Raw genomic sequence first — 16,785 nt, 5'->3', positions numbered from 1 at the left:
TGTATAAAAAAAGACATGAAGCCTCAGCTCCATGCCTCTTATTATTATAAATAAGGTACAGACCCGCCGTTTATGCGCGACTGCCTCGTTTTTAAGCAAATGTTCAGAAAACGGAAGCTGTATGGGAGTCACGCCGGTATTCAGCTGAAGATGAGTTGACAAGCTTTAGTTTTGACATGATCCATACCTCCTTTTTCCCTATATTGTTCCTTCATCATATAAACAAATCCTTTTTTTGTCAACGCAGGTTTTACATTTCTGCCATTCGGGTATTGTAAAACAAACCTTTTTTACTGAAAGGATGAGGCCGATGTTTCACGCGGACCGGTTGATAGCAGCTTTTGACGGAAGTGATGATAGTAAAAAAGCGCTCCAAAAAGCCATAGACCTTTCAAAAACGTTTCACGCGGATTTAACGGTCGTACATTCCCACAATGCAAAAGATACCCGGACGATTGTTGATCCCCCGAGGCCGGGAGCCGGGGCAACGTATATCGGCGGCGGGATTGCAAGCGTTCCTGACCCGCTCCAGGCGGAAAGAATCTCCCCTGATCCGATGATTTATGAAGACCGTACGGAAGAAATCGTTGCGGAAGCGAGAATGCTGATGAACGACAGCCAGATTGACGGGGATATCGACATTTTAGAAGGTGATCCCGCTGATGCCATTATCGAGCATGCCGACCGTATATCGGCGGATTTGATCGTCATGGGGAGCCGGGACCAGAACAGACTGAAAAAACTTTTATTCGGAAGTGTCAGTGAAAAACTGTCATCGAAATCCGATATTCCCGTGCTGATCGTAAAATAATTCTTTCTGTAAAGCAGCTTAATCAAAAGCTGCTTTTTTTACAGCTCCCGGCTGTTTCTTCTTTTTTTCGGCATCACAAAAAAACTCGCCATGATCAAAAAATCGATGCACAATACGACAGACCAGCCCTTTAACAGTACGCTGAGCGCTTCGGTGCGGGAAGCGTCCTGAATGAGAAATACCGTTCCGGCTAAAAGAACGCCGCCGATGATAAATGCTAATACATGTCTTCCCCACCCTTTCGCATAATGTTTGGCATAATCCAGTCCGTACCGTTTGACCGGTTTTGCCCCTTCCTTGACCACATAATAGCGGAATCGCTCATCCGCCCATTGAATCATGCTTTTTCCGAAGGCGACAGACACTCCGATATAAATGGCCGCCACCGCATGCGCCATAGTCGCCGCCGCCCCTCTGTATAAATCAGCTGCAGCCGCCAGAAACAGTACGGCATCCAATAAAGGAATGAGAGCGAAAAAAAACATTCCGAGCTTTTGCCGCCTGAATATATAGCGCGCCGCCAATCCAAAGATGACAGCCGCCCAAAAAGCAGCCTCACAAATGACAATCAACCAAGCAATCGCGTTCAATCCGGTTCCCCCTTATCGTTTTCTAAAATGCATTGTATCACTGCTCTTTATTTAATACAACTGTATTACAAAATTGCAAGAAAAAATATTTCCTGTTACACTGGAACCATGCCTAAAATAATCGATCATGAAAAAAGAAGAAAACAAATAGCCGAAGCCACTTGGCGGACGATTTTGGAGCGGGGAATGGAAGGAGCGACAGTGAGAAACATCGCCCAGGAAGCGGGTCTTTCTTTAGGCGCGCTGAGGCACTATTTCACCACCCAGGATGAGCTTTTAGGGTATGCGATGACACTCGTAAAAGAAAAAGCGGCCGCCAGAATTAACGAAGTTGCCATGAAAGATCTGCCGCCGAAAGAAAAAGCGGTGCGTCTGATGCTTGAAATCATCCCGACAGATGAAGAAACGATGGCTGAAATGGAGGTATGGTTCGCTTTCACAGCTTATGCCAGACATAAGGGAGAAGAGTTTCATCCCCAGCAGGACGGGATCTTGGCATATATCCGCGGCCTGATTGACTGGCTGGATGAAAATAAGCTTCTGAAACCGAATCTTGATAAAGAGATCGAAGCGGAGAAAATGTATGCCATCGCCGACGGATTGGCGCTGCATGCCATGCTTGAACCTGATCGTCTTTCAAAAGAGAAGATCTCCCGTGTGCTCGTTCAGCATATCGAATCTCTTTTTATCTGACTGAAGCAAAAAGGCCGGATGTGTTCCGGCCTTTTTTCAGCTTATGACTGAACGCCGAGCTCCTGCTGAATGTGCGACTGAAAAGCCTCCTGAATCGTTTTGGCTACAGGTCCCGGCGCTCCGCTTCCGACCGGTTTTCCGTCAAGGGTTACGATCGGGATTAATTCAGCCGTCGTTGACGAGATGAAAATTTCATCCGCATCCCTGAGTTCGTCTTCGGTAAGAGCCTGCTCACGCACCTCAATCCCGTTTTCTTTCATCAGCTCTAACAGTTTCATCCGCGTAATGCCGTTTAAAATCAGCTCATTTGCAGGATGCGTCCGGACAGTGCCGTTTATGACGGCGTATACATTGGAAGAGGTTCCTTCCGTGACAGCTCCGTCCCTTATCAGCACCGCTTCATAAGCGCCTGCTTCATAGGCTTTTTGTTTAATCATCACATTATACAGTAAATTCAGACTCTTAATGTCACACCTCAGCCAGCGTTTGTCTTCCGCCGTTATGGCCTGCGCTCCGGCTTTTTGTTCATTTTCCGGTTTTTTCACTGAAAAGGTGTATGCCGTCGTCTGCGGTTCCAATCCTTCGTCATACTGGTGCTTCCGCGGCGCCTTCCCTCTCGTCGTCTGTATATAGACCCCGCCGTCAATGAGTTTGTTTTCCTGTACGAGCTTTTGCAGATCCCATTCTATGTCCTCTGCGGAGAACGGCAGGGTGATGCCGATTTCTGAGGCGCTTCTGAAAAGACGGTCAATATGCTCGCGCAGACCGAATAAGGCGCCGTTATACACTCTGATGACCTCATACACACCGTCACCGAATTGATATCCGCGGTCCTCAATATCAACTGCCGCTTCTTCACGATCAATCAACTGGCCGTTTACTAATGTCTTCATGTAAACCCTCCTCATCGTTATCTGCCGTGATGTGCATTCTCAGCTGTTATTGTCAACTATTCTATCATACTGAACGAGCCGGCTGCGGAGTTTATTTTTTTCTTAAAATCTTATTATTCGACACCTTTTCTATGTCTTTTCCAGTTTTGTTCCTGTATACTTGATTCGACATACATATGCTGTTAACTTATGGCACTTCGCAAGCCTCCGCTGTTATCGGCATTATGCAGAAACTTATGCTACTGGAGAGATTGTTATGCGCAACACAAAAGAAGGTGCTTCCCCTTCTCTGTTTTCATTGGCTTTTAAACTTACGAGTTTAGCAGTTTTGTGCGGACTGCTTCTGGTAATCGTCATAATGGGATATTCCGCTTCCGCCGCAAAAAACAAACAGGTCACCGTGACTGCAAACGGGCAGCTTCGGGATGAAGCAGAAAGCCTGCGGCTGAAAAATGATTCTCCCGACGTCTTAATGAAACATTTGCAGAGAGAGCGTGACCCAGGGAAAAAAACGGTATATTTAACCTTCGACGACGGGCCGTCTCCATATACTGAACAGCTGTTGAATGTATTGAAGGCAAATGGCGCAAAGGCCACTTTTTTTATGCTTGAACCGCGGATGAAAGCCTATCAGCATTCCGTGCAAAGAGCGAAGCAGGAAGGAATCGCGCTCGGCCTGCACGGCGTGACGCACGATAATCACCTGTTTTATCAAACACCGATATCACCGCTGAACGAAATGCAGCAGGGACGCGATACACTCGAGGCAATCACCGGAGTAAAAACGGATCTTGTCCGCACGCCTTACGGCAGTAAACCGTCATTGACGGATGCCCAGATTAAGAATCTCGAAAAAGGCGGATTCGTGTACTGGGACTGGACGATAGACAGTGAAGACTGGAAGTACAAAAACGCACGGTACGTGCCGGAAGTATTGAATCAGCTCGCATATTTGGAAAGCGTTCATACGAGCAGGCCGCATGTCATTTTAATGCACGATCTGCCTGCGACGGTGCACGCTTTGCCTAGCCTGATCCAAAAACTGAAAGCCCAGGGCTACTCCTTTGATGTTCTGACGGATCAAATGATTCCCGTCCATGAATAAGAAAAGCCGGATCTGTATATGATCCGGCTTTTTTATGTCGCGGCGCTGATTCGTTTTGCAAATTCACCGATCTTCTCATGGATGACAAGGTCAAATAAATGGTCGCAATATGTCGGCTCAAGGTTAATAATCACCTGCTTCAAACCGGGAATCCGGCCCGCATCCTCAGGGACAAACCTTGCCGGCGCCACTTCAAGCGAAGTGCCGATCACAAGAAGAAGATCAGCTTTATCAAGCTTTTCATAAAGGGTTTCAAAATGCTGAACGAGATCGCCGAACAGCACGACATCCGTTTTTAATACGGTGCCGCATACCGCATGATCACCGATTTCCGCCGTACATTCCGGCACTTCGTCCTTCAGCAGATGAGAAAGCCCGTAGCGCGCTCCGCAGCGGGGGCATGCGGCGGTCTGAATTGAACCGTGAAGCTCATAGACACTGCTGCTTCCCGCTTTCTTATGCAGCCCGTCAATATTCTGCGTGAAAATGTCTACCTGCTTTCCCCGCTTTTCAAGATCCGCCAAATACGTATGGCCGGCATTCGGCTCATAACTTCCGCTCATTTTCATCTGAAAGAGCTGTTTGAATTTAGGCCAGAATTCACGCGGACGGCGTTCAAAGTATTCCCTGCTCATCGCTTCCATTCTGGAGGTGTCTTCGGTCCATATACCGCCCGCCGAACGAAAATCAGGAATGCCGGATTCCGTGCTCATTCCCGCTCCCGTCAGCACCACGATACGTTCCGCCTGATTGATCAATGTCATAAACGCTTCCACTCTTCCACCGCCTTTTCTTTTTATCATATCATGAAAAAAGAACGGCGCCTGTTATGCCCGTTCTTTTTCTCCGGAATGATCCTTCACATGAACCGGATCATCGTGGCTTTTCTGTTTTACGAATACATTCTGGCCCGGATAGGCGAACTCCACGCCTTCCTCAGCAAAAATATCAATAATCCGGCGGTTGATATCCTGCCGCACGTCCAGGCTTTCCGCCCAGACGATGGTCTTTGTGTAAAAGTTGAAAAACAGATTGTAATAGCTGTCCGCAAACACGTCAAAGTTAACCATAATCGTATCATCATGCACGCCTTCATGTTCACGAAGCATTTCTCTGAGCCTTGTGATGCACCGCTCTAGACGATCAATCGGCGTCGCATAAGAAACACGAACGGAAAACGTGACCTGGCGCTTCGTCATCCTCGTCCAGTTTGTGATGGCTTCCATGGACAGCGTTGAATTGGGCACGGTAACAAGCGCCCCCTGCGCCGTCCGGAACCTTGTGCTTCGGAATGTGATATCTTCGACGCCCCCCGTCACAGATGACGTCTCGACCCAGTCGCCGATCGTAAACGGCTTTTCCGTAATGATGATAATGCCGCCGAAAAAATTGCTGATCGTATCTTTAGCCGCAAGCGCGAAGGCCAATCCGCCAAGTCCGAGTCCGGCCACGAACCCGTTTACATCATAATTGAATTCCTGCGCGATCACACTGACGCTGAGCGCGAGAATGACAAAGCGCAGCACCTTGGATAAAAACGGCGCCAAAATGTCATCCATATCAAGCTCAAAGCGCTGATTGACTTTATGAAATAAAAACGAAGACGCCGATGTCAGATTGCAAAGCCCCCAGGCGATCAGCGCAACGATCAGAGAGCGGTACAATTTTTTGACAATGTCCATCTGCCCGTCTAAAAACGGCGAATACTCAATCGCCAAAAACAGACCCAGCGCCGCGAAAAACCATCTGGCCGGCTTGTCAAACGCTACGGCAATCTGCTTGAATATGTCGGTTTTCGGCTTGTTCGCCAATTTGTAAATGAGCTGAAAAAAGTATTTGACAAACAGTTTTCTCAAAACGAGAAAAGCCGCTAAAATTCCGATGCTGATACTGATCTGCGAAATATGGTCAAGCGTAAAAAAGCTCTGAAATTGTGTCATCATGGCATGCTCCTTTGTCTTGTCGAAAATCTATTATACTAAAACATTCGGACATCAGCTTCTTTTAATGTCTTTAGGCAGCCTGAAAAACCCCGGCATCAGAGCATAGCCGGGGTTTTCACACATTCGTTCATCTTTCAGCCAGATACAACAGGGTCAGGCACTATTTCTTCTTTGATTGTGTCTGTTTCAGGAGAGTCGCTTTTTGGATTTCAGCATCGGTTTCGGCCTTAATTCTTTCTTCCACTTTCAATCTCCCTTTTCCCATGATCTCGCCTCCTTTTTGCCATTATAAATCATCAATGCGGATTGTAAACCGAAAAAAGCACTAACTTTATTCCAAAAAAATACTGTTTTGCACATTCACCAGTTTGAATCGCTGTGCATATACGAATCTGATATAATAACAGAAATGCCCATGAGGGGAGCTGACAAGCTTGTATACCATCGCTCATCGCGGCGCATCCGGTTACGCGCCCGAAAATACATTTGCGGCATTTGATATCGCTGCCGAAATGAACGCTGATTTCATTGAGCTTGACGTCCAGCTCACAAAAGACGGTCAGATTGTCGTCATCCATGATGACAAAGTCGACCGGACGACGGACGGCTCCGGTTTTGTAAAAGATTTTACGCTGAAGAAGCTGCAGTCCCTGGATGCCGGCAGCTGGTATGGGGCTGAGTTTAAAGGGGAGCGGATTCCCCTGCTCGAAGAGGTTCTGAAGCGTTATCATTCTGAAATCGGATTTTTAATTGAACTGAAGGGGCACGTTTCTCAAGTCGGCCTTGAAAAAGCAGTCGGCCAGCTGTTAAGCAGGTTTTCCTTTTCCATCCACCCTATCGTTCAATCATTCAGCCTCAAGTCGATTCAGACCTTTCACGGCATGTATCCGTCCGTTCCGACTGCAATTATTGCAAGACCCAGCTTTGGGATGTTTTCCAAAAGCCAGCTGGCCGCCTACAAATCAGCCGTACATTATGTCAATATTAAATATACCCGTCTGAATCGGTTCTTGATTTCCACCGCTCACAGACACGGCCTGAAAGTATTTGCTTGGACGGTCAGAAATCAAAAGACCGCCGAAAAGCTGCAAATGATGGCAGTTGACGGCATTGTAACTGATTTTCCGGATTTTATTTCTAAGGATGGCTGATATGAAACAATACATCGCAATTTTTATCGGAGGCGCGCTTGGCGCTTTGCTCCGCTTTGAAATGAGCGCGCACATTCACAGCGGTTCTTTCCCGGCGGCCACTTTCCTCGAAAACGCGGCGGGAAGCCTTTTACTCGGTCTTATTACGGGTTATTTCATCATTCGGGCTAAACGCCCTCTTTTGACCGCCTTTTTAGGAACCGGTTTTTGCGGAGGTTTCACGACGATGTCAACCTTCGCAAAAGAAACCATTTTTCTGCTGCAATCGTCTCCCGCAGCGGCTTTTTGTTATGCTGCCGCGACTTTATTCGCTGGTCTTGCCCTTGCATACGCCGGCATTTTTTGGGGACGGCGGATTGCCCTTCACGCAGCGGGAAGGGGGCATGATACGCCATGACGATTGTCCTGATGCTTATCGCAGCGGGTATCGGAGCGGTATTACGGTCTCTGCTGGGTAAAACAATTTCAGAAAGAACAAAAAGTTTTCCGATTCCGCTTGGAATGGCTGCGGTCAACCTGCTCGGCTCCTTCGGCCTCGGCATGTTCACCGGACTGGGCCTGGATAATCCTTCCGCCGGCATCATCATCGCGACCGGCTTTTTCGGTGCGTTTACGACCTTTTCCACGTTCAGTATTGAAGCCGTGCAGCTGATGATGAACAACCGCATAAAGGAAAGCCTGCTCTACATCGCTGTTTCAGCAGCCGGAAGCCTTTTGGCGTTCTGGTGCGGCTTCATTATCATGTCCATTTAAAAAACCTTGAGCTTATTTTTCGCTCAAGGTTGCGTTATGAAGCATGACCGTTTCAGGTACAGGCAGCTGGCGGTTTATTGTTCCCTGACCGCCCGGGCGGCCCTGTTCTTCTTTGAGTTCAAGCTGTTTAATAAACCGGCCGTCCATTTCTAATATGAGGGCAGTGTATCCCCCGATTTGTATCGACTCACCCGCACAGATGTCAATATTCCGTTTCAGCACAAGACCGCCGATCGTGTCGACTTCCTCTTCAATCCCTGCGCCGAGAAGATGATTCACCTGATCAATCCGAACCTTTCCGTCCAGCACATAATGGCGTTCGGACAGCTTTTGAATCTGCGGCTGTTCGTCCTCATCAAATTCGTCTCTGATATCGCCGACGATTTCTTCAAGGATGTCTTCGGTCGTCACAAGACCGGACGTTCCGCCGTATTCATCAGACAATATCGCCAAATGAATCCGTTCTCTCTGCATTTTTATCAGCAGGTCGTGTATCGGGATCGTCTCGATGACTTCAATCACCGGGCGGACGTAAGACGTGATGGATACTTCCGCTTTTTCATCTTCTGTCATAAACAGCAGATCTGAAAAGAGATGCTTCGTATTGATCATGCCGATGACACTGTCTTTGTCCCCGTCCGTTACGGGCCAGCGCGTATATTTGTCTTTCAGCATCATATCAAGCATTTCCGGCACGTCCATATCAGTGGAAACAGCCGCGATTTCTTTTCTCGGGATCATGATTTCCTTGGCGATCCGATTATCAAAATCAAAAATTTTATTCACAAACGTATATTCAGACGGATTGATTTCTCCGTTTTTTAAACTTTCTGACAGCAGGATCCGCAGCTCTTCTTCAGAGTGGGAGCCTTCATGCTCAGATGCCGGCTTTAATCCGGCCAAACCGGTCAGAATTCTCGCGGAGCCGTTCAGCACCCAAATAAACGGGAACATGAACACGTAAAATAACCGAAGCGGTCCGGCAATCCATAACGTCAGCTTTTCCGCTTTTTGAATCGCAACCGTTTTAGGCGCAAGCTCACCGACGACGACATGTAGAAACGTAATCAGTCCGTACGCCGCAGCAAAAGCAATCACATGCTCAGCAGAATCCGGCAGCCCCATGCCCTGAAACACAGGATGAAGCATCCGCTCAAATGCAGGCTCTCCCAGTACGCCGAGCCCGATGGATGTGAGTGTAATGCCAAGCTGCGAGGCGGATAAATACTCATCAAGATCCGTAATGATACGCTTTGCGAGCACCGCCCGTCTGTTCCCTTCTGAGATGAGCTGATCGATTCTGGATCTCCTCACTCTGACGATCGCAAATTCACTCGCCACGAAAAATGCCGTTAACGCAATGAGCACACCGATTAAAATCAAACTGTCAATATCGTCCATTTCACCTTATCCCGAATTGAAGGATAAGGACGTCACCTCCTGATTTCATCGTTTTTTCTTAAGCGAGAGGAACGAAATGGGTGATTGACTACACAGAGGGCCCCATCCTGCCACCTCCTAAGTCAAAGCATGATTGTCATTTGTATATTTTATTGTATCACAACTCCATTCTTTCATCATTTTCAGATTTTTTTATCATATAAAAAACAGCCTTCAAAAAGAAGGCTGCCGTTATCTGCTTCGAAAATGATTTTCTAAACAAAGCGCCGTATTAATCCCCCCGAATCCCATGCTTAAGCTTAACGCATGGTGTACGGTATGGGCGCTCGGCCCGTCGGTCACCCACTGAAATGAATCGTCAATCGGCTCCGTTAAATTTCGGATCGGATGAAGCTTGTTTTCCCGCATTTGCAAGAGAGCAGCAATGATTTCCACCGTTCCGGCCGCACTCAGACCGTGTCCGGTAATCGATTTTGTCGCATTAATCCGCGCGTGCGACAGGCCGCTTTCAGAAAGCGCCCGGCATTCAGTCTTATCACCGATCGGTGAACCGGTGCCGTGCGGGTTGATGTAATCGATCTCTTTTGCTGAAAGACCGGCCCGCTCCAGCGCCTGGCGGATCACCGTCATTTCGCCCTCTGCTGAAGGATTCGGGTTGCGGTTCGCATCGGAAGCCATCCCCCAGCCCTTTAAGCCGGCCCACGAACGTGCGCCCCTCTCTTCGGCAGATTCAGCCCGTTCCAGCACAATCGCCCCGCACGCCTCTCCGAATATAAACCCGTCCGTATGCCGGTCAAACGGGCGGCAGGCGGCTTCAGGCCGTTCAGCGTATGTATCAGTGCCCATCGCTCCCAAAGAACGGAGAGCATGACACTCCATGTACGACAGATCGGCCAGCGCCCCGATCACGATACATCGGTCAAACAGGCCACCTTTGATTCCTTGAGCAGCCTGGATAACCGCCGCCTGGCCGCTTGCCGACGCGCCGCCGACCGTAAAGGCCGGCCCTTTTATCCCGAATTGCTCCGTACAAAGCCCCGACAAATCACTATCCATAAAAGAAAGCCCGTATGTCGGATTTACAAATTGCGGCGTTTCACCGTTTTTCTCAAAGGTCTGCAGCAATTCGCGCTGCGTCATATTCGAGCCGCCGATGATCAGACCGGTGCGGCTGTGGTCAGCGCCGTCTAATTGTGCGTCATGCCACGCTTCATATAGAGCGATAAGTGCCGTCTTTCCTGATAATGCGGCCCTTCGGTACAAGCGCTTGGACAGCGCGTCCGGCGGCGTTAATTCGCTAAGCTCCGCGCCGATAAACGAACTGCCTTTCTGCCGGCCGGGCCGTTTCATCACATCAAAGGCGTGCCGCCCCTCCATGAGCGCATCGAGAAGCGCCTCCTTGCCTTGTCCGACCGCGGTTAAGACTCCGATTCCTGTAATGCTGATGTCTGACGTGCCATTATTTCTCCTCGACATTTGTCCGTTCTCCCATCTTTTTGTATTGGAAGCTATGAAGAAAAATCTTGATACAGTGCTTTGAAAACATCGCGCGACTGTCTGATCTGTTCTGAAGGCACGCTGAAAGATAATCGGAAATAGCCGCTTTTTCCAAATCCGCTGCCGGGTACGATCAATAGTTTGTATTTCTGTGCGGCATGCATGCAGAACGCCACCTCGTCTTCAATCGGTGATTTCGGAAAGACGAAAAAGCCTCCTTTCGGCATTTCAAATTCGAAGCCGGCTTCTGTGAGGATGTCCACCATAAGGTCTCTCCGCTTTCTGTAAGGTTCAGCATCAATCGAAAGATCATCCATTTTCGCCACGGTGCGCTGCATCATGACCGGAGCGTTCACAAAGCCGAGCGTCCGGTTGCAGAAAACGAACGCATCCGTCAGAAGATCGCCCTCAGGCATTTGGGCGTCTGCCGCGATATACCCGAGCCTTTCCCCCGCAATGCCGAGATCTTTACTGAACGAACTGACTAAAATCACGCGGTGATACGCCTGAAACGGATTCGCCTGTTCTTCTCCGTAGATCAGCTGGCTGTACGGTTCATCAAATAAAATAAATATGCTTTGGCCGTTCCGCTCTTCGGCTTCTTTTAATAAGGCGCCTAATTCGTTAAGGTTTTTCTGGCTGAGCACAGTCCCCGTCGGATTATGCGGCGTATTAACGATCAGTCCTTTCGTACGGGGGGTGATCGCACCTTTAACCGCTTCAATATCAATCTCAAATGAGTCAGTCAGCGGGCAGATGACGGGTCTGCCGCGGTAATTTTCAACATACGCTTTATATTCCGCAAAATAAGGCGAAAGAAGGATGACTTCTTCCTCCGGGTTTAAAATGCTCTTCAGCGCGACATTCAGCGCCCCGCCGGCTCCGACCGTCATGACTGTATGCCTGGCCGAAATTTCTGTCTGGAACCGCTCTGACAAAAAGCGCGCAACCTTTTCTCTCGCCTCCGGAAGCCCCTGGTTTTGTATGTACCCGTGCCGCCCTGTTTCAGCCGCTTCGCAAAGCGCTTTTTTAAATGTTTCAGGCGGCTCCGCAACCGGATTTCCTATCGAAAAGTCAAATACCTTATCGGCGCCGAACTCTTTTTTCAGCCGAGCGCCTTCATCAAATAGTTTGCGTATCCATGAACCTTTCTCCAGATTCTGTGTCACTTCCCGTGATAAACCGGCCACTGTCATCTGTCCCTTCTGTCTTTTTCTTCCGTTTCTATTTACAATGATTATGAAAGATTTACATGGCGCAGTCAACGCTTTTTCAGACAGCCCGCCGCGCCGTTTCAGGAGAAAGACGGAAAACAATAAACTTGTGCAAACTCCCCTTCATATATTAAACTATTCTCATAACTATAACGTGATGGTTGGGGAGGGATTTAGATGGGGCTGAGACTTATCGCATCAGTGAATTAGCAGAGCTTGCCGGTGTAACGAAACGCACGGTGGATTACTACACAAACCTCGGGCTTTTAAAGCCTGACAGGTCTTGTTCGAACTATCGTTACTACGATACACTTGCACTTAATCGGTTAAAGTTTATAGTCGCTTGTAAAAAGCAGCGATTGGCCCTGTCTGATATAAAAGATCGACTGGAGAACCAGTTTCCCTCTTCAGCCCTGCCTGACGATATTGGAAATCTGGCATCGGAAATTGATCACATGAATCAAAACATCTCCGTGATCTTGAATCGGTTTGAAAAGCTTGAACCAGAGGAGCGCGCCCAGCTGAAAAAAAGGCTGGCTCCTGAAAAGCTTGCAGTGCTTCAATCATTTATGCTGCTGTTAAGTTAAACCATTATCTTACTAACAGGAGGTGTTACCTTCATCTTCCCAAAAGAAGTGAAGGTTCTAATTGGACATTGTGAATTTGATTTTAGTCGCGGTTTTAATCGCGCTGACGGCATTTTTCGTAGCATCTGAGTTTGCGATAATCAGAATCAGAGGCTCACGGGTTGACCAGCTTATAGCAGAAGGAAATAAAGCCGCAATCGGTGTCAAAAAAGTGACCACGCATTTAGATGAGTATTTATCGGCGTGCCAGCTCGGCATAACATTGACTTCCATCGGTCTTGGTGTCTTAGGCGAATCAACGATTGAACGCTTGCTTCATCCGCTTTTCACAAAGATAAACGTACCAAGCTCATTATCGCATATTATTTCATTTATTCTCGCCTATGCGATCATTACATTCTTACACGTGGTCGTGGGAGAATTGGCGCCGAAAACAGTCGCCATCCAGAAAGCGGAAGCCGTTTCAATGCTGTTTTCGAAACCGCTCATTTGGTTTTACCGCATCATGTTCCCGTTTATCTGGCTTCTGAACAACTCCGCCCGTCTTTTAACGAAGGCGTTCGGTCTGGAGACGGTGTCTGAAAATGAGCTTGCCCACTCTGAAGAAGAGCTGCGCATTATTTTATCGGAAAGCTATAAAAGCGGTGAAATCAACCAGTCTGAATTTAAATATGTGAACAAAATCTTTGAATTTGACGACAGACTTGCAAAAGAAATCATGATTCCGCGTACGGAAATCGTCAGTCTGCCGCATGATATCAAAATCTCTGAAATGATGGACATCATTCAGATTGAAAAATATACCCGGTACCCTGTCGAAGAGGGTGACAAAGATAATATTATCGGCGTTATTAACATTAAAGAAGTGCTGACCGCCTGCATAAGCGGCGAAGTATCAGTCGACTCGCCGATTACCGATTTTGTCAATCCGATCATCCATGTGATTGAGTCGGCACCGATTCACGATCTGCTTGTAAAAATGCAGAAGGAACGGGTTCATATGGCGATTCTGTCGGATGAATACGGCGGAACCGCGGGGCTTGTCACCGTTGAAGACATTATTGAAGAAATCGTCGGGGAAATCCGTGATGAATTTGATATCGATGAAATCAACGAAATCCGCAAACTCGGCGACGGCCATTACATGCTTGACGGCAAGGTCCTGATTGATCAAGTGAACGAACTCCTCGGCATCCATTTAGAAAATGACGAGGTCGACACCATCGGCGGCTGGTTCCTTACCCAGAAATACGACGTCGAACAATACGACTCGATTATCGAAGAAGGCTGTGAATTTATCATTAATGAAATTGACGGCCACCACGTCGCATATATCGAAGTGAAAAAACTGGCGTTTGATGAACTGCTGGAAACCGCCGAACAAAAAGAAGCATAACAAAAAAGCTTGCGCGTCTGATACAGACGGCAAGCTTTTTTTCATTTACAATTGTTCAAGTTTTTTCTCAAGCTCTTTAATTCTGGCATTCAGCTCTTCTGTCATGGCCGCAAGCCTCTCCTTCGGCGCAAGATCGGAAAAGTCCTCCAAAAAAATCGGCTCGCCGATGATAAGCCGCATTTTTCCCTTTTTAAACAGCGCTTTTCCCGTAGACGGCCCTTTATATGCGGCCGGAACGAGCGGCGCTTTTCCCATTTGGGCGATGGTCACGGCCCCTCTTTTCAGCGGGACGTCTTCTGATGTTCTCGTACCGCTCGGAAAAATCCCGACAATCTTTCCTTCCTTCAGAAGCTTAATCGGCGTTTTAATGCTGCTCGGGCCCGGATTTTCACGGTCAACCGGGAACGCGTGAATCTTCTTCAAAAAATGTCCGATCCACTTTTTCTGAAACAGCTCTTTTTTCGCCATATAATGAATCTGATGGGGCAGTATTCCGACACCGAGCGTGAGGACGTCCACCCAGCCCGCATGCGTGCACGCGATAACGAATCCTTTATCAGACGGAAGATTCTCTTTATTGTACACTTTCACTCCTCCGCGCAGAGATAGAATGCATTTGATGGCATTTGCACAAAACTTATACATAACGCACTTCCTTTGTTGTAATGATCAAAAGTGTTCTCTCTCTATTATAACAATATTTTTTATTACCTGGTACTAATAATTATATTTTTCCTCCGCCGATCTCTATCTTTTATGACGGATTTTGGGTACTATAGAGAAATGGTGTTTGATGAGGTGAAAATGAATTTAAGCCGTTTGCATGGAACGTGCAACTTTAAACCTTTCTTATGCGTGTATAACATAGAGGGGAGAAAAGGCAGTGACGATCGATGAAATTTACCAAATGTATATGAATGATGTTTACCGGTTCCTGCTCTCCATGACAAAAGACAAGCATCTCGCTGAAGATTTGCTGCAGGAAACCTTTATGAGGGCATACATACACATTCACTCCTATGACCACAGCAAAGTAAAGCCATGGCTTTTTCAAGTGGCGAGAAATGCGTTTATAGATTATGTCAGAAAACATAAAAAGGAAGTGACCATTTCCGATGACTTAATTGGGAGCCTTTTTCAGACGGCTGTTCAAAGCCCGGCTCATCAGATTGAAATCAAGGAAGTGCTGACAGGGTATATGTCCGAACTTCCCGACAATTATCGGGAGGCCTTAACACTGTATTATTTAAAAGAACTGAATTACAAAGAAGCATCCCATATTATGAATATTTCAGAGGCTAATTTTAAAAGTGTTTTATTTCGTGCCAGACAGCGGCTGAAAGCACTTTATAATAGAGGTGTTAATGATGAATGAAGAATTTAAAAAGCGTTTTTACCAATACAAAAATGGAGAAATGAGCGACCGGGAAATGGCCGCCTTTGAAGAAGAGCTGGAAAAGCTGGAAGTCTATCAGGAGTTGATTGAAAGCGAAATGCAGGACGACCGGGAATGGGACGTCGGCATCAGCCCGGAAAAACAGAAGGCCATTTTATCATACGGAAAACGCAAATCGTATTTGCGGATTTCAGTTCTCGCCGTCATCTCCACTTTGATGATTTTGCCGCTTTGCACTTTAGGAAGCTACCTCTATTACGGTCTGGGAGGAAAAGAAAGCACCGGCAATCAATTAATGGAGACCGCGGCAGTGACGGTGGCGACCACAATGCCGAACGTCCTCGTCGATACCTCCGGACTGAAAAGCCAGGTGAAGCTGTTTGGAATGAATACGGAATTTCCGCTGCAAAAGCAGATCGGCACAAAAACGAAATCCGTCGGCGGAGAACGAATTGAAATGTTTTTAGATACTGTCAAATCGCCTGCCGTTAACTACTATGATCTAGACGCGGCACAGGCAAAGCATTATTTCGCCCATCCTTCCGGCTTAAAGGAACGCACGATTGAAAAAGCCGGACAGACCTTAAAAAAATTGCCTGAAGGAAGCGTGGCGGAGGTCTATCTTTCTTATGACCGGGCCTACCCTTCTTCTCAAGTATATTCGACTTTTAAAAAATACGATGTGAAGTTTTTATGGAACGCGGTCGAAACGGAGAAAAATCTGAAAGACAGTCCTTATGCCGAGCCGTTAGGATTTCCCGGGAAAGATTCCAAGATGGTGTCCTCTTTCGAAACGCAAGGACAGACAGACCGTGAACAATTTATCAATGCCCTTGAATTTATGTCCCGCCATAAAAAATGGGCTCATGCAATATCGAAACGCAAAGACATGAATCTTGGCAGCCGAATCGACTATGTTGAACATCACGGAATGAACGTATACGGCTCTGTCGTGACGGGGCCGACAAAAGAAATCGAACGTCTGCTGAAAAACAAAACAGTAAAAGCAGCAAACATCGGTGAGGTGGAATTATGGAATTGGTAAGAATTTTTAAAGAGCATAATGTTTTCGGCTGGATATCAGTCGGTACCGCGATTTTGTCGCTGCTGCTTTTGAACGTGGCAATCATCAGCAATGTGACTTTCTATTCTTATCAGATGCTGCCGTTTGCGATGGCCGCCGTGCCGTTCGGCATCATTGAGCTGTTTATTAAAAAAGGACGGACGGGCCCGGGACTGCTCGGTGTCATCCTCAACCTTTTCGTCATTGTCTGTGTATATACGATCGTTGCCGTTGATACGAATCTGCAATTCGGTTTTTAAACATAAAAACAGGCCCTTTTACGGGGGCCTGT

The 16,785-nt window shown here is 47.4% G+C and carries 20 protein-coding genes; 11 read left to right on the top strand and 9 right to left on the bottom strand.

Annotated features, from left to right (window positions below; genetic code table 11):
• Nucleotides 1–310: 310 nt before the first annotated feature.
• On the top strand, nucleotides 311–811 hold the full coding sequence (locus G4O42_RS04910; protein ID WP_007409250.1) for a universal stress protein: 501 nt from the start codon (nucleotides 311–313) through the stop codon (nucleotides 809–811).
• 38 nt (nucleotides 812–849) lie between these two features.
• Here G4O42_RS04910 and G4O42_RS04905 read toward each other — a convergent pair whose 3' ends face one another.
• Nucleotides 850–1,401 (bottom strand): hypothetical protein, encoded by a 552-nt coding sequence (locus G4O42_RS04905; RefSeq protein WP_032874309.1) that lies wholly within the window; start codon nucleotides 1,399–1,401, stop codon nucleotides 850–852.
• Nucleotides 1,402–1,509: 108 nt separating this feature from the next.
• On the opposite strand from G4O42_RS04905, the gene G4O42_RS04900 reads away from it, so the two are divergent.
• Entirely contained in the window at nucleotides 1,510–2,094 is a 585-nt protein-coding gene (locus tag G4O42_RS04900) for a TetR/AcrR family transcriptional regulator (RefSeq protein WP_014720932.1), read from the top strand.
• A 41-nt stretch (nucleotides 2,095–2,135) separates the two neighbouring features.
• Here the strand turns inward: G4O42_RS04900 and dat are convergent, their stop codons facing one another.
• Nucleotides 2,136–2,987, bottom strand: coding sequence for a D-amino-acid transaminase (dat, locus tag G4O42_RS04895; RefSeq protein WP_032874307.1), 852 nt, complete (start codon nucleotides 2,985–2,987; stop codon nucleotides 2,136–2,138).
• Nucleotides 2,988–3,243: 256 nt separating this feature from the next.
• On the opposite strand from dat, the gene G4O42_RS04890 reads away from it, so the two are divergent.
• On the top strand, nucleotides 3,244–4,092 hold the full coding sequence (locus G4O42_RS04890) for a polysaccharide deacetylase family protein (protein WP_032874305.1): 849 nt from the start codon (nucleotides 3,244–3,246) through the stop codon (nucleotides 4,090–4,092).
• A gap of 32 nt (nucleotides 4,093–4,124) precedes the next feature.
• Here the strand turns inward: G4O42_RS04890 and G4O42_RS04885 are convergent, their stop codons facing one another.
• The 3 genes from G4O42_RS04885 to G4O42_RS04875 form a co-directional block, all read right to left on the bottom strand.
• Entirely contained in the window at nucleotides 4,125–4,856 is a 732-nt protein-coding gene (locus G4O42_RS04885) for an NAD-dependent protein deacylase (protein WP_301294548.1), read from the bottom strand.
• Between the two features lie 63 nt (nucleotides 4,857–4,919).
• The gene (locus G4O42_RS04880) at nucleotides 4,920–6,035 is read right to left on the bottom strand and encodes a mechanosensitive ion channel family protein (RefSeq protein WP_032874303.1); all 1,116 of its coding nucleotides are present in this window, start codon (nucleotides 6,033–6,035) and stop codon (nucleotides 4,920–4,922) included.
• Nucleotides 6,036–6,195: 160 nt separating this feature from the next.
• Nucleotides 6,196–6,300 (bottom strand): YhdX family protein, encoded by a 105-nt coding sequence (locus G4O42_RS04875; protein WP_003155299.1) that lies wholly within the window; start codon nucleotides 6,298–6,300, stop codon nucleotides 6,196–6,198.
• A 169-nt stretch (nucleotides 6,301–6,469) separates the two neighbouring features.
• Here G4O42_RS04875 and G4O42_RS04870 point away from each other — a divergent pair, with 169 nt between their 5' ends.
• Genes G4O42_RS04870 through crcB form a run of 3 tightly spaced genes read left to right on the top strand, consistent with a single transcriptional unit; the run spans nucleotide 6,470 to nucleotide 7,939 of the window.
• A complete protein-coding gene (locus G4O42_RS04870) occupies nucleotides 6,470–7,186 on the top strand; it encodes a glycerophosphodiester phosphodiesterase (protein WP_032874301.1) in 717 nt (238 codons plus the stop codon).
• Between the two features lies 1 nt (nucleotide 7,187).
• Complete coding sequence (locus G4O42_RS04865; RefSeq protein WP_032874298.1) at nucleotides 7,188–7,583, top strand: fluoride efflux transporter FluC; 396 nt, start codon at nucleotides 7,188–7,190, stop codon at nucleotides 7,581–7,583.
• Nucleotides 7,580–7,939 carry a fluoride efflux transporter CrcB gene (gene crcB / locus G4O42_RS04860; protein ID WP_032874296.1) on the top strand — a complete coding sequence of 120 codons (360 nt, stop codon included), beginning with the start codon at nucleotides 7,580–7,582 and terminating at the stop codon, nucleotides 7,937–7,939. The genes G4O42_RS04865 and crcB overlap by 4 nt, the downstream gene beginning before the upstream one ends.
• A 12-nt stretch (nucleotides 7,940–7,951) precedes the next feature.
• Here the strand turns inward: crcB and G4O42_RS04855 are convergent, their stop codons facing one another.
• The 3 genes from G4O42_RS04855 to G4O42_RS04845 form a co-directional block, all read right to left on the bottom strand.
• Nucleotides 7,952–9,340 (bottom strand): hemolysin family protein, encoded by a 1,389-nt coding sequence (locus tag G4O42_RS04855; RefSeq protein WP_007610337.1) that lies wholly within the window; start codon nucleotides 9,338–9,340, stop codon nucleotides 7,952–7,954.
• Nucleotides 9,341–9,571: 231 nt separating this feature from the next.
• Entirely contained in the window at nucleotides 9,572–10,816 is a 1,245-nt protein-coding gene (locus G4O42_RS04850) for a beta-ketoacyl synthase N-terminal-like domain-containing protein (protein WP_032874294.1), read from the bottom strand.
• A 32-nt stretch (nucleotides 10,817–10,848) separates the two neighbouring features.
• Entirely contained in the window at nucleotides 10,849–12,033 is a 1,185-nt protein-coding gene (locus tag G4O42_RS04845; protein WP_032875169.1) for a pyridoxal phosphate-dependent aminotransferase, read from the bottom strand.
• Between the two features lie 179 nt (nucleotides 12,034–12,212).
• Between G4O42_RS04845 and G4O42_RS04840 the strand changes: the two genes are divergently transcribed.
• Nucleotides 12,213–12,638, top strand: coding sequence for a Cu(I)-responsive transcriptional regulator (locus G4O42_RS04840; protein ID WP_007409263.1), 426 nt, complete (start codon nucleotides 12,213–12,215; stop codon nucleotides 12,636–12,638).
• 61 nt (nucleotides 12,639–12,699) lie between these two features.
• Nucleotides 12,700–14,034: a hemolysin family protein gene (locus G4O42_RS04835; protein WP_007409264.1), complete on the top strand. Its 1,335-nt coding sequence runs from the start codon at nucleotides 12,700–12,702 to the stop codon at nucleotides 14,032–14,034.
• A 45-nt stretch (nucleotides 14,035–14,079) separates the two neighbouring features.
• On the opposite strand, the gene G4O42_RS04830 is transcribed toward G4O42_RS04835, so the two are convergent.
• Nucleotides 14,080–14,679 (bottom strand): lysophospholipid acyltransferase family protein, encoded by a 600-nt coding sequence (locus G4O42_RS04830; RefSeq protein WP_032874292.1) that lies wholly within the window; start codon nucleotides 14,677–14,679, stop codon nucleotides 14,080–14,082.
• Between the two features lie 238 nt (nucleotides 14,680–14,917).
• Here G4O42_RS04830 and sigM point away from each other — a divergent pair, with 238 nt between their 5' ends.
• From sigM to G4O42_RS04815, 3 genes are read left to right on the top strand one after another with little or no spacing between them, the layout of a single operon-like run.
• A complete protein-coding gene (gene sigM / locus G4O42_RS04825) occupies nucleotides 14,918–15,409 on the top strand; it encodes an RNA polymerase sigma factor SigM (RefSeq protein ID WP_003155312.1) in 492 nt (163 codons plus the stop codon).
• Nucleotides 15,399–16,475, top strand: coding sequence for an anti-sigma factor (locus tag G4O42_RS04820; protein ID WP_087920756.1), 1,077 nt, complete (start codon nucleotides 15,399–15,401; stop codon nucleotides 16,473–16,475). The genes sigM and G4O42_RS04820 overlap by 11 nt, the downstream gene beginning before the upstream one ends.
• Nucleotides 16,463–16,753: an anti-sigma-M factor gene (locus G4O42_RS04815; protein WP_003155315.1), complete on the top strand. Its 291-nt coding sequence runs from the start codon at nucleotides 16,463–16,465 to the stop codon at nucleotides 16,751–16,753. Before G4O42_RS04820 ends, G4O42_RS04815 begins: the two co-directional genes overlap by 13 nt.
• Nucleotides 16,754–16,785: the final 32 nt, after the last annotated feature.

This window comes from Bacillus sp. LUNF1 (genome assembly GCF_011008975.1).
Lineage (GTDB): Bacteria > Bacillota > Bacilli > Bacillales > Bacillaceae > Bacillus > Bacillus velezensis.
Note: the sequence above shows the minus strand (reverse complement) of the source record. Positions and strands in the feature narration are given on the sequence as shown.

Bases quoted from the DNA above. Each gene is read 5' to 3' on its own strand.
- G4O42_RS04910 (WP_007409250.1), top strand. From the start codon at position 311: ATGTTTCACGCGGACCGGTTGATAGCAGCTTTTGACGGAAGTGATGAT.
- G4O42_RS04900 (WP_014720932.1), top strand. From the start codon at position 1,510: ATGCCTAAAATAATCGATCATGAAAAAAGAAGAAAACAAATAGCCGAA.
- dat (WP_032874307.1), bottom strand. From the start codon at position 2,987: ATGAAGACATTAGTAAACGGCCAGTTGATTGATCGTGAAGAAGCGGCA.
- G4O42_RS04890 (WP_032874305.1), top strand. From the start codon at position 3,244: ATGCGCAACACAAAAGAAGGTGCTTCCCCTTCTCTGTTTTCATTGGCT.
- G4O42_RS04885 (WP_301294548.1), bottom strand. From the start codon at position 4,856: ATGACATTGATCAATCAGGCGGAACGTATCGTGGTGCTGACGGGAGCG.
- G4O42_RS04880 (WP_032874303.1), bottom strand. From the start codon at position 6,035: ATGATGACACAATTTCAGAGCTTTTTTACGCTTGACCATATTTCGCAG.
- G4O42_RS04875 (WP_003155299.1), bottom strand. From the start codon at position 6,300: ATGGGAAAAGGGAGATTGAAAGTGGAAGAAAGAATTAAGGCCGAAACC.
- G4O42_RS04865 (WP_032874298.1), top strand. From the start codon at position 7,188: ATGAAACAATACATCGCAATTTTTATCGGAGGCGCGCTTGGCGCTTTG.
- crcB (WP_032874296.1), top strand. From the start codon at position 7,580: ATGACGATTGTCCTGATGCTTATCGCAGCGGGTATCGGAGCGGTATTA.
- G4O42_RS04855 (WP_007610337.1), bottom strand. From the start codon at position 9,340: ATGGACGATATTGACAGTTTGATTTTAATCGGTGTGCTCATTGCGTTA.
- G4O42_RS04850 (WP_032874294.1), bottom strand. From the start codon at position 10,816: ATGTCGAGGAGAAATAATGGCACGTCAGACATCAGCATTACAGGAATC.
- G4O42_RS04845 (WP_032875169.1), bottom strand. From the start codon at position 12,033: ATGACAGTGGCCGGTTTATCACGGGAAGTGACACAGAATCTGGAGAAA.
- G4O42_RS04830 (WP_032874292.1), bottom strand. From the start codon at position 14,679: ATGTATAAGTTTTGTGCAAATGCCATCAAATGCATTCTATCTCTGCGC.
- G4O42_RS04820 (WP_087920756.1), top strand. From the start codon at position 15,399: ATGATGAATGAAGAATTTAAAAAGCGTTTTTACCAATACAAAAATGGA.
- G4O42_RS04815 (WP_003155315.1), top strand. From the start codon at position 16,463: ATGGAATTGGTAAGAATTTTTAAAGAGCATAATGTTTTCGGCTGGATA.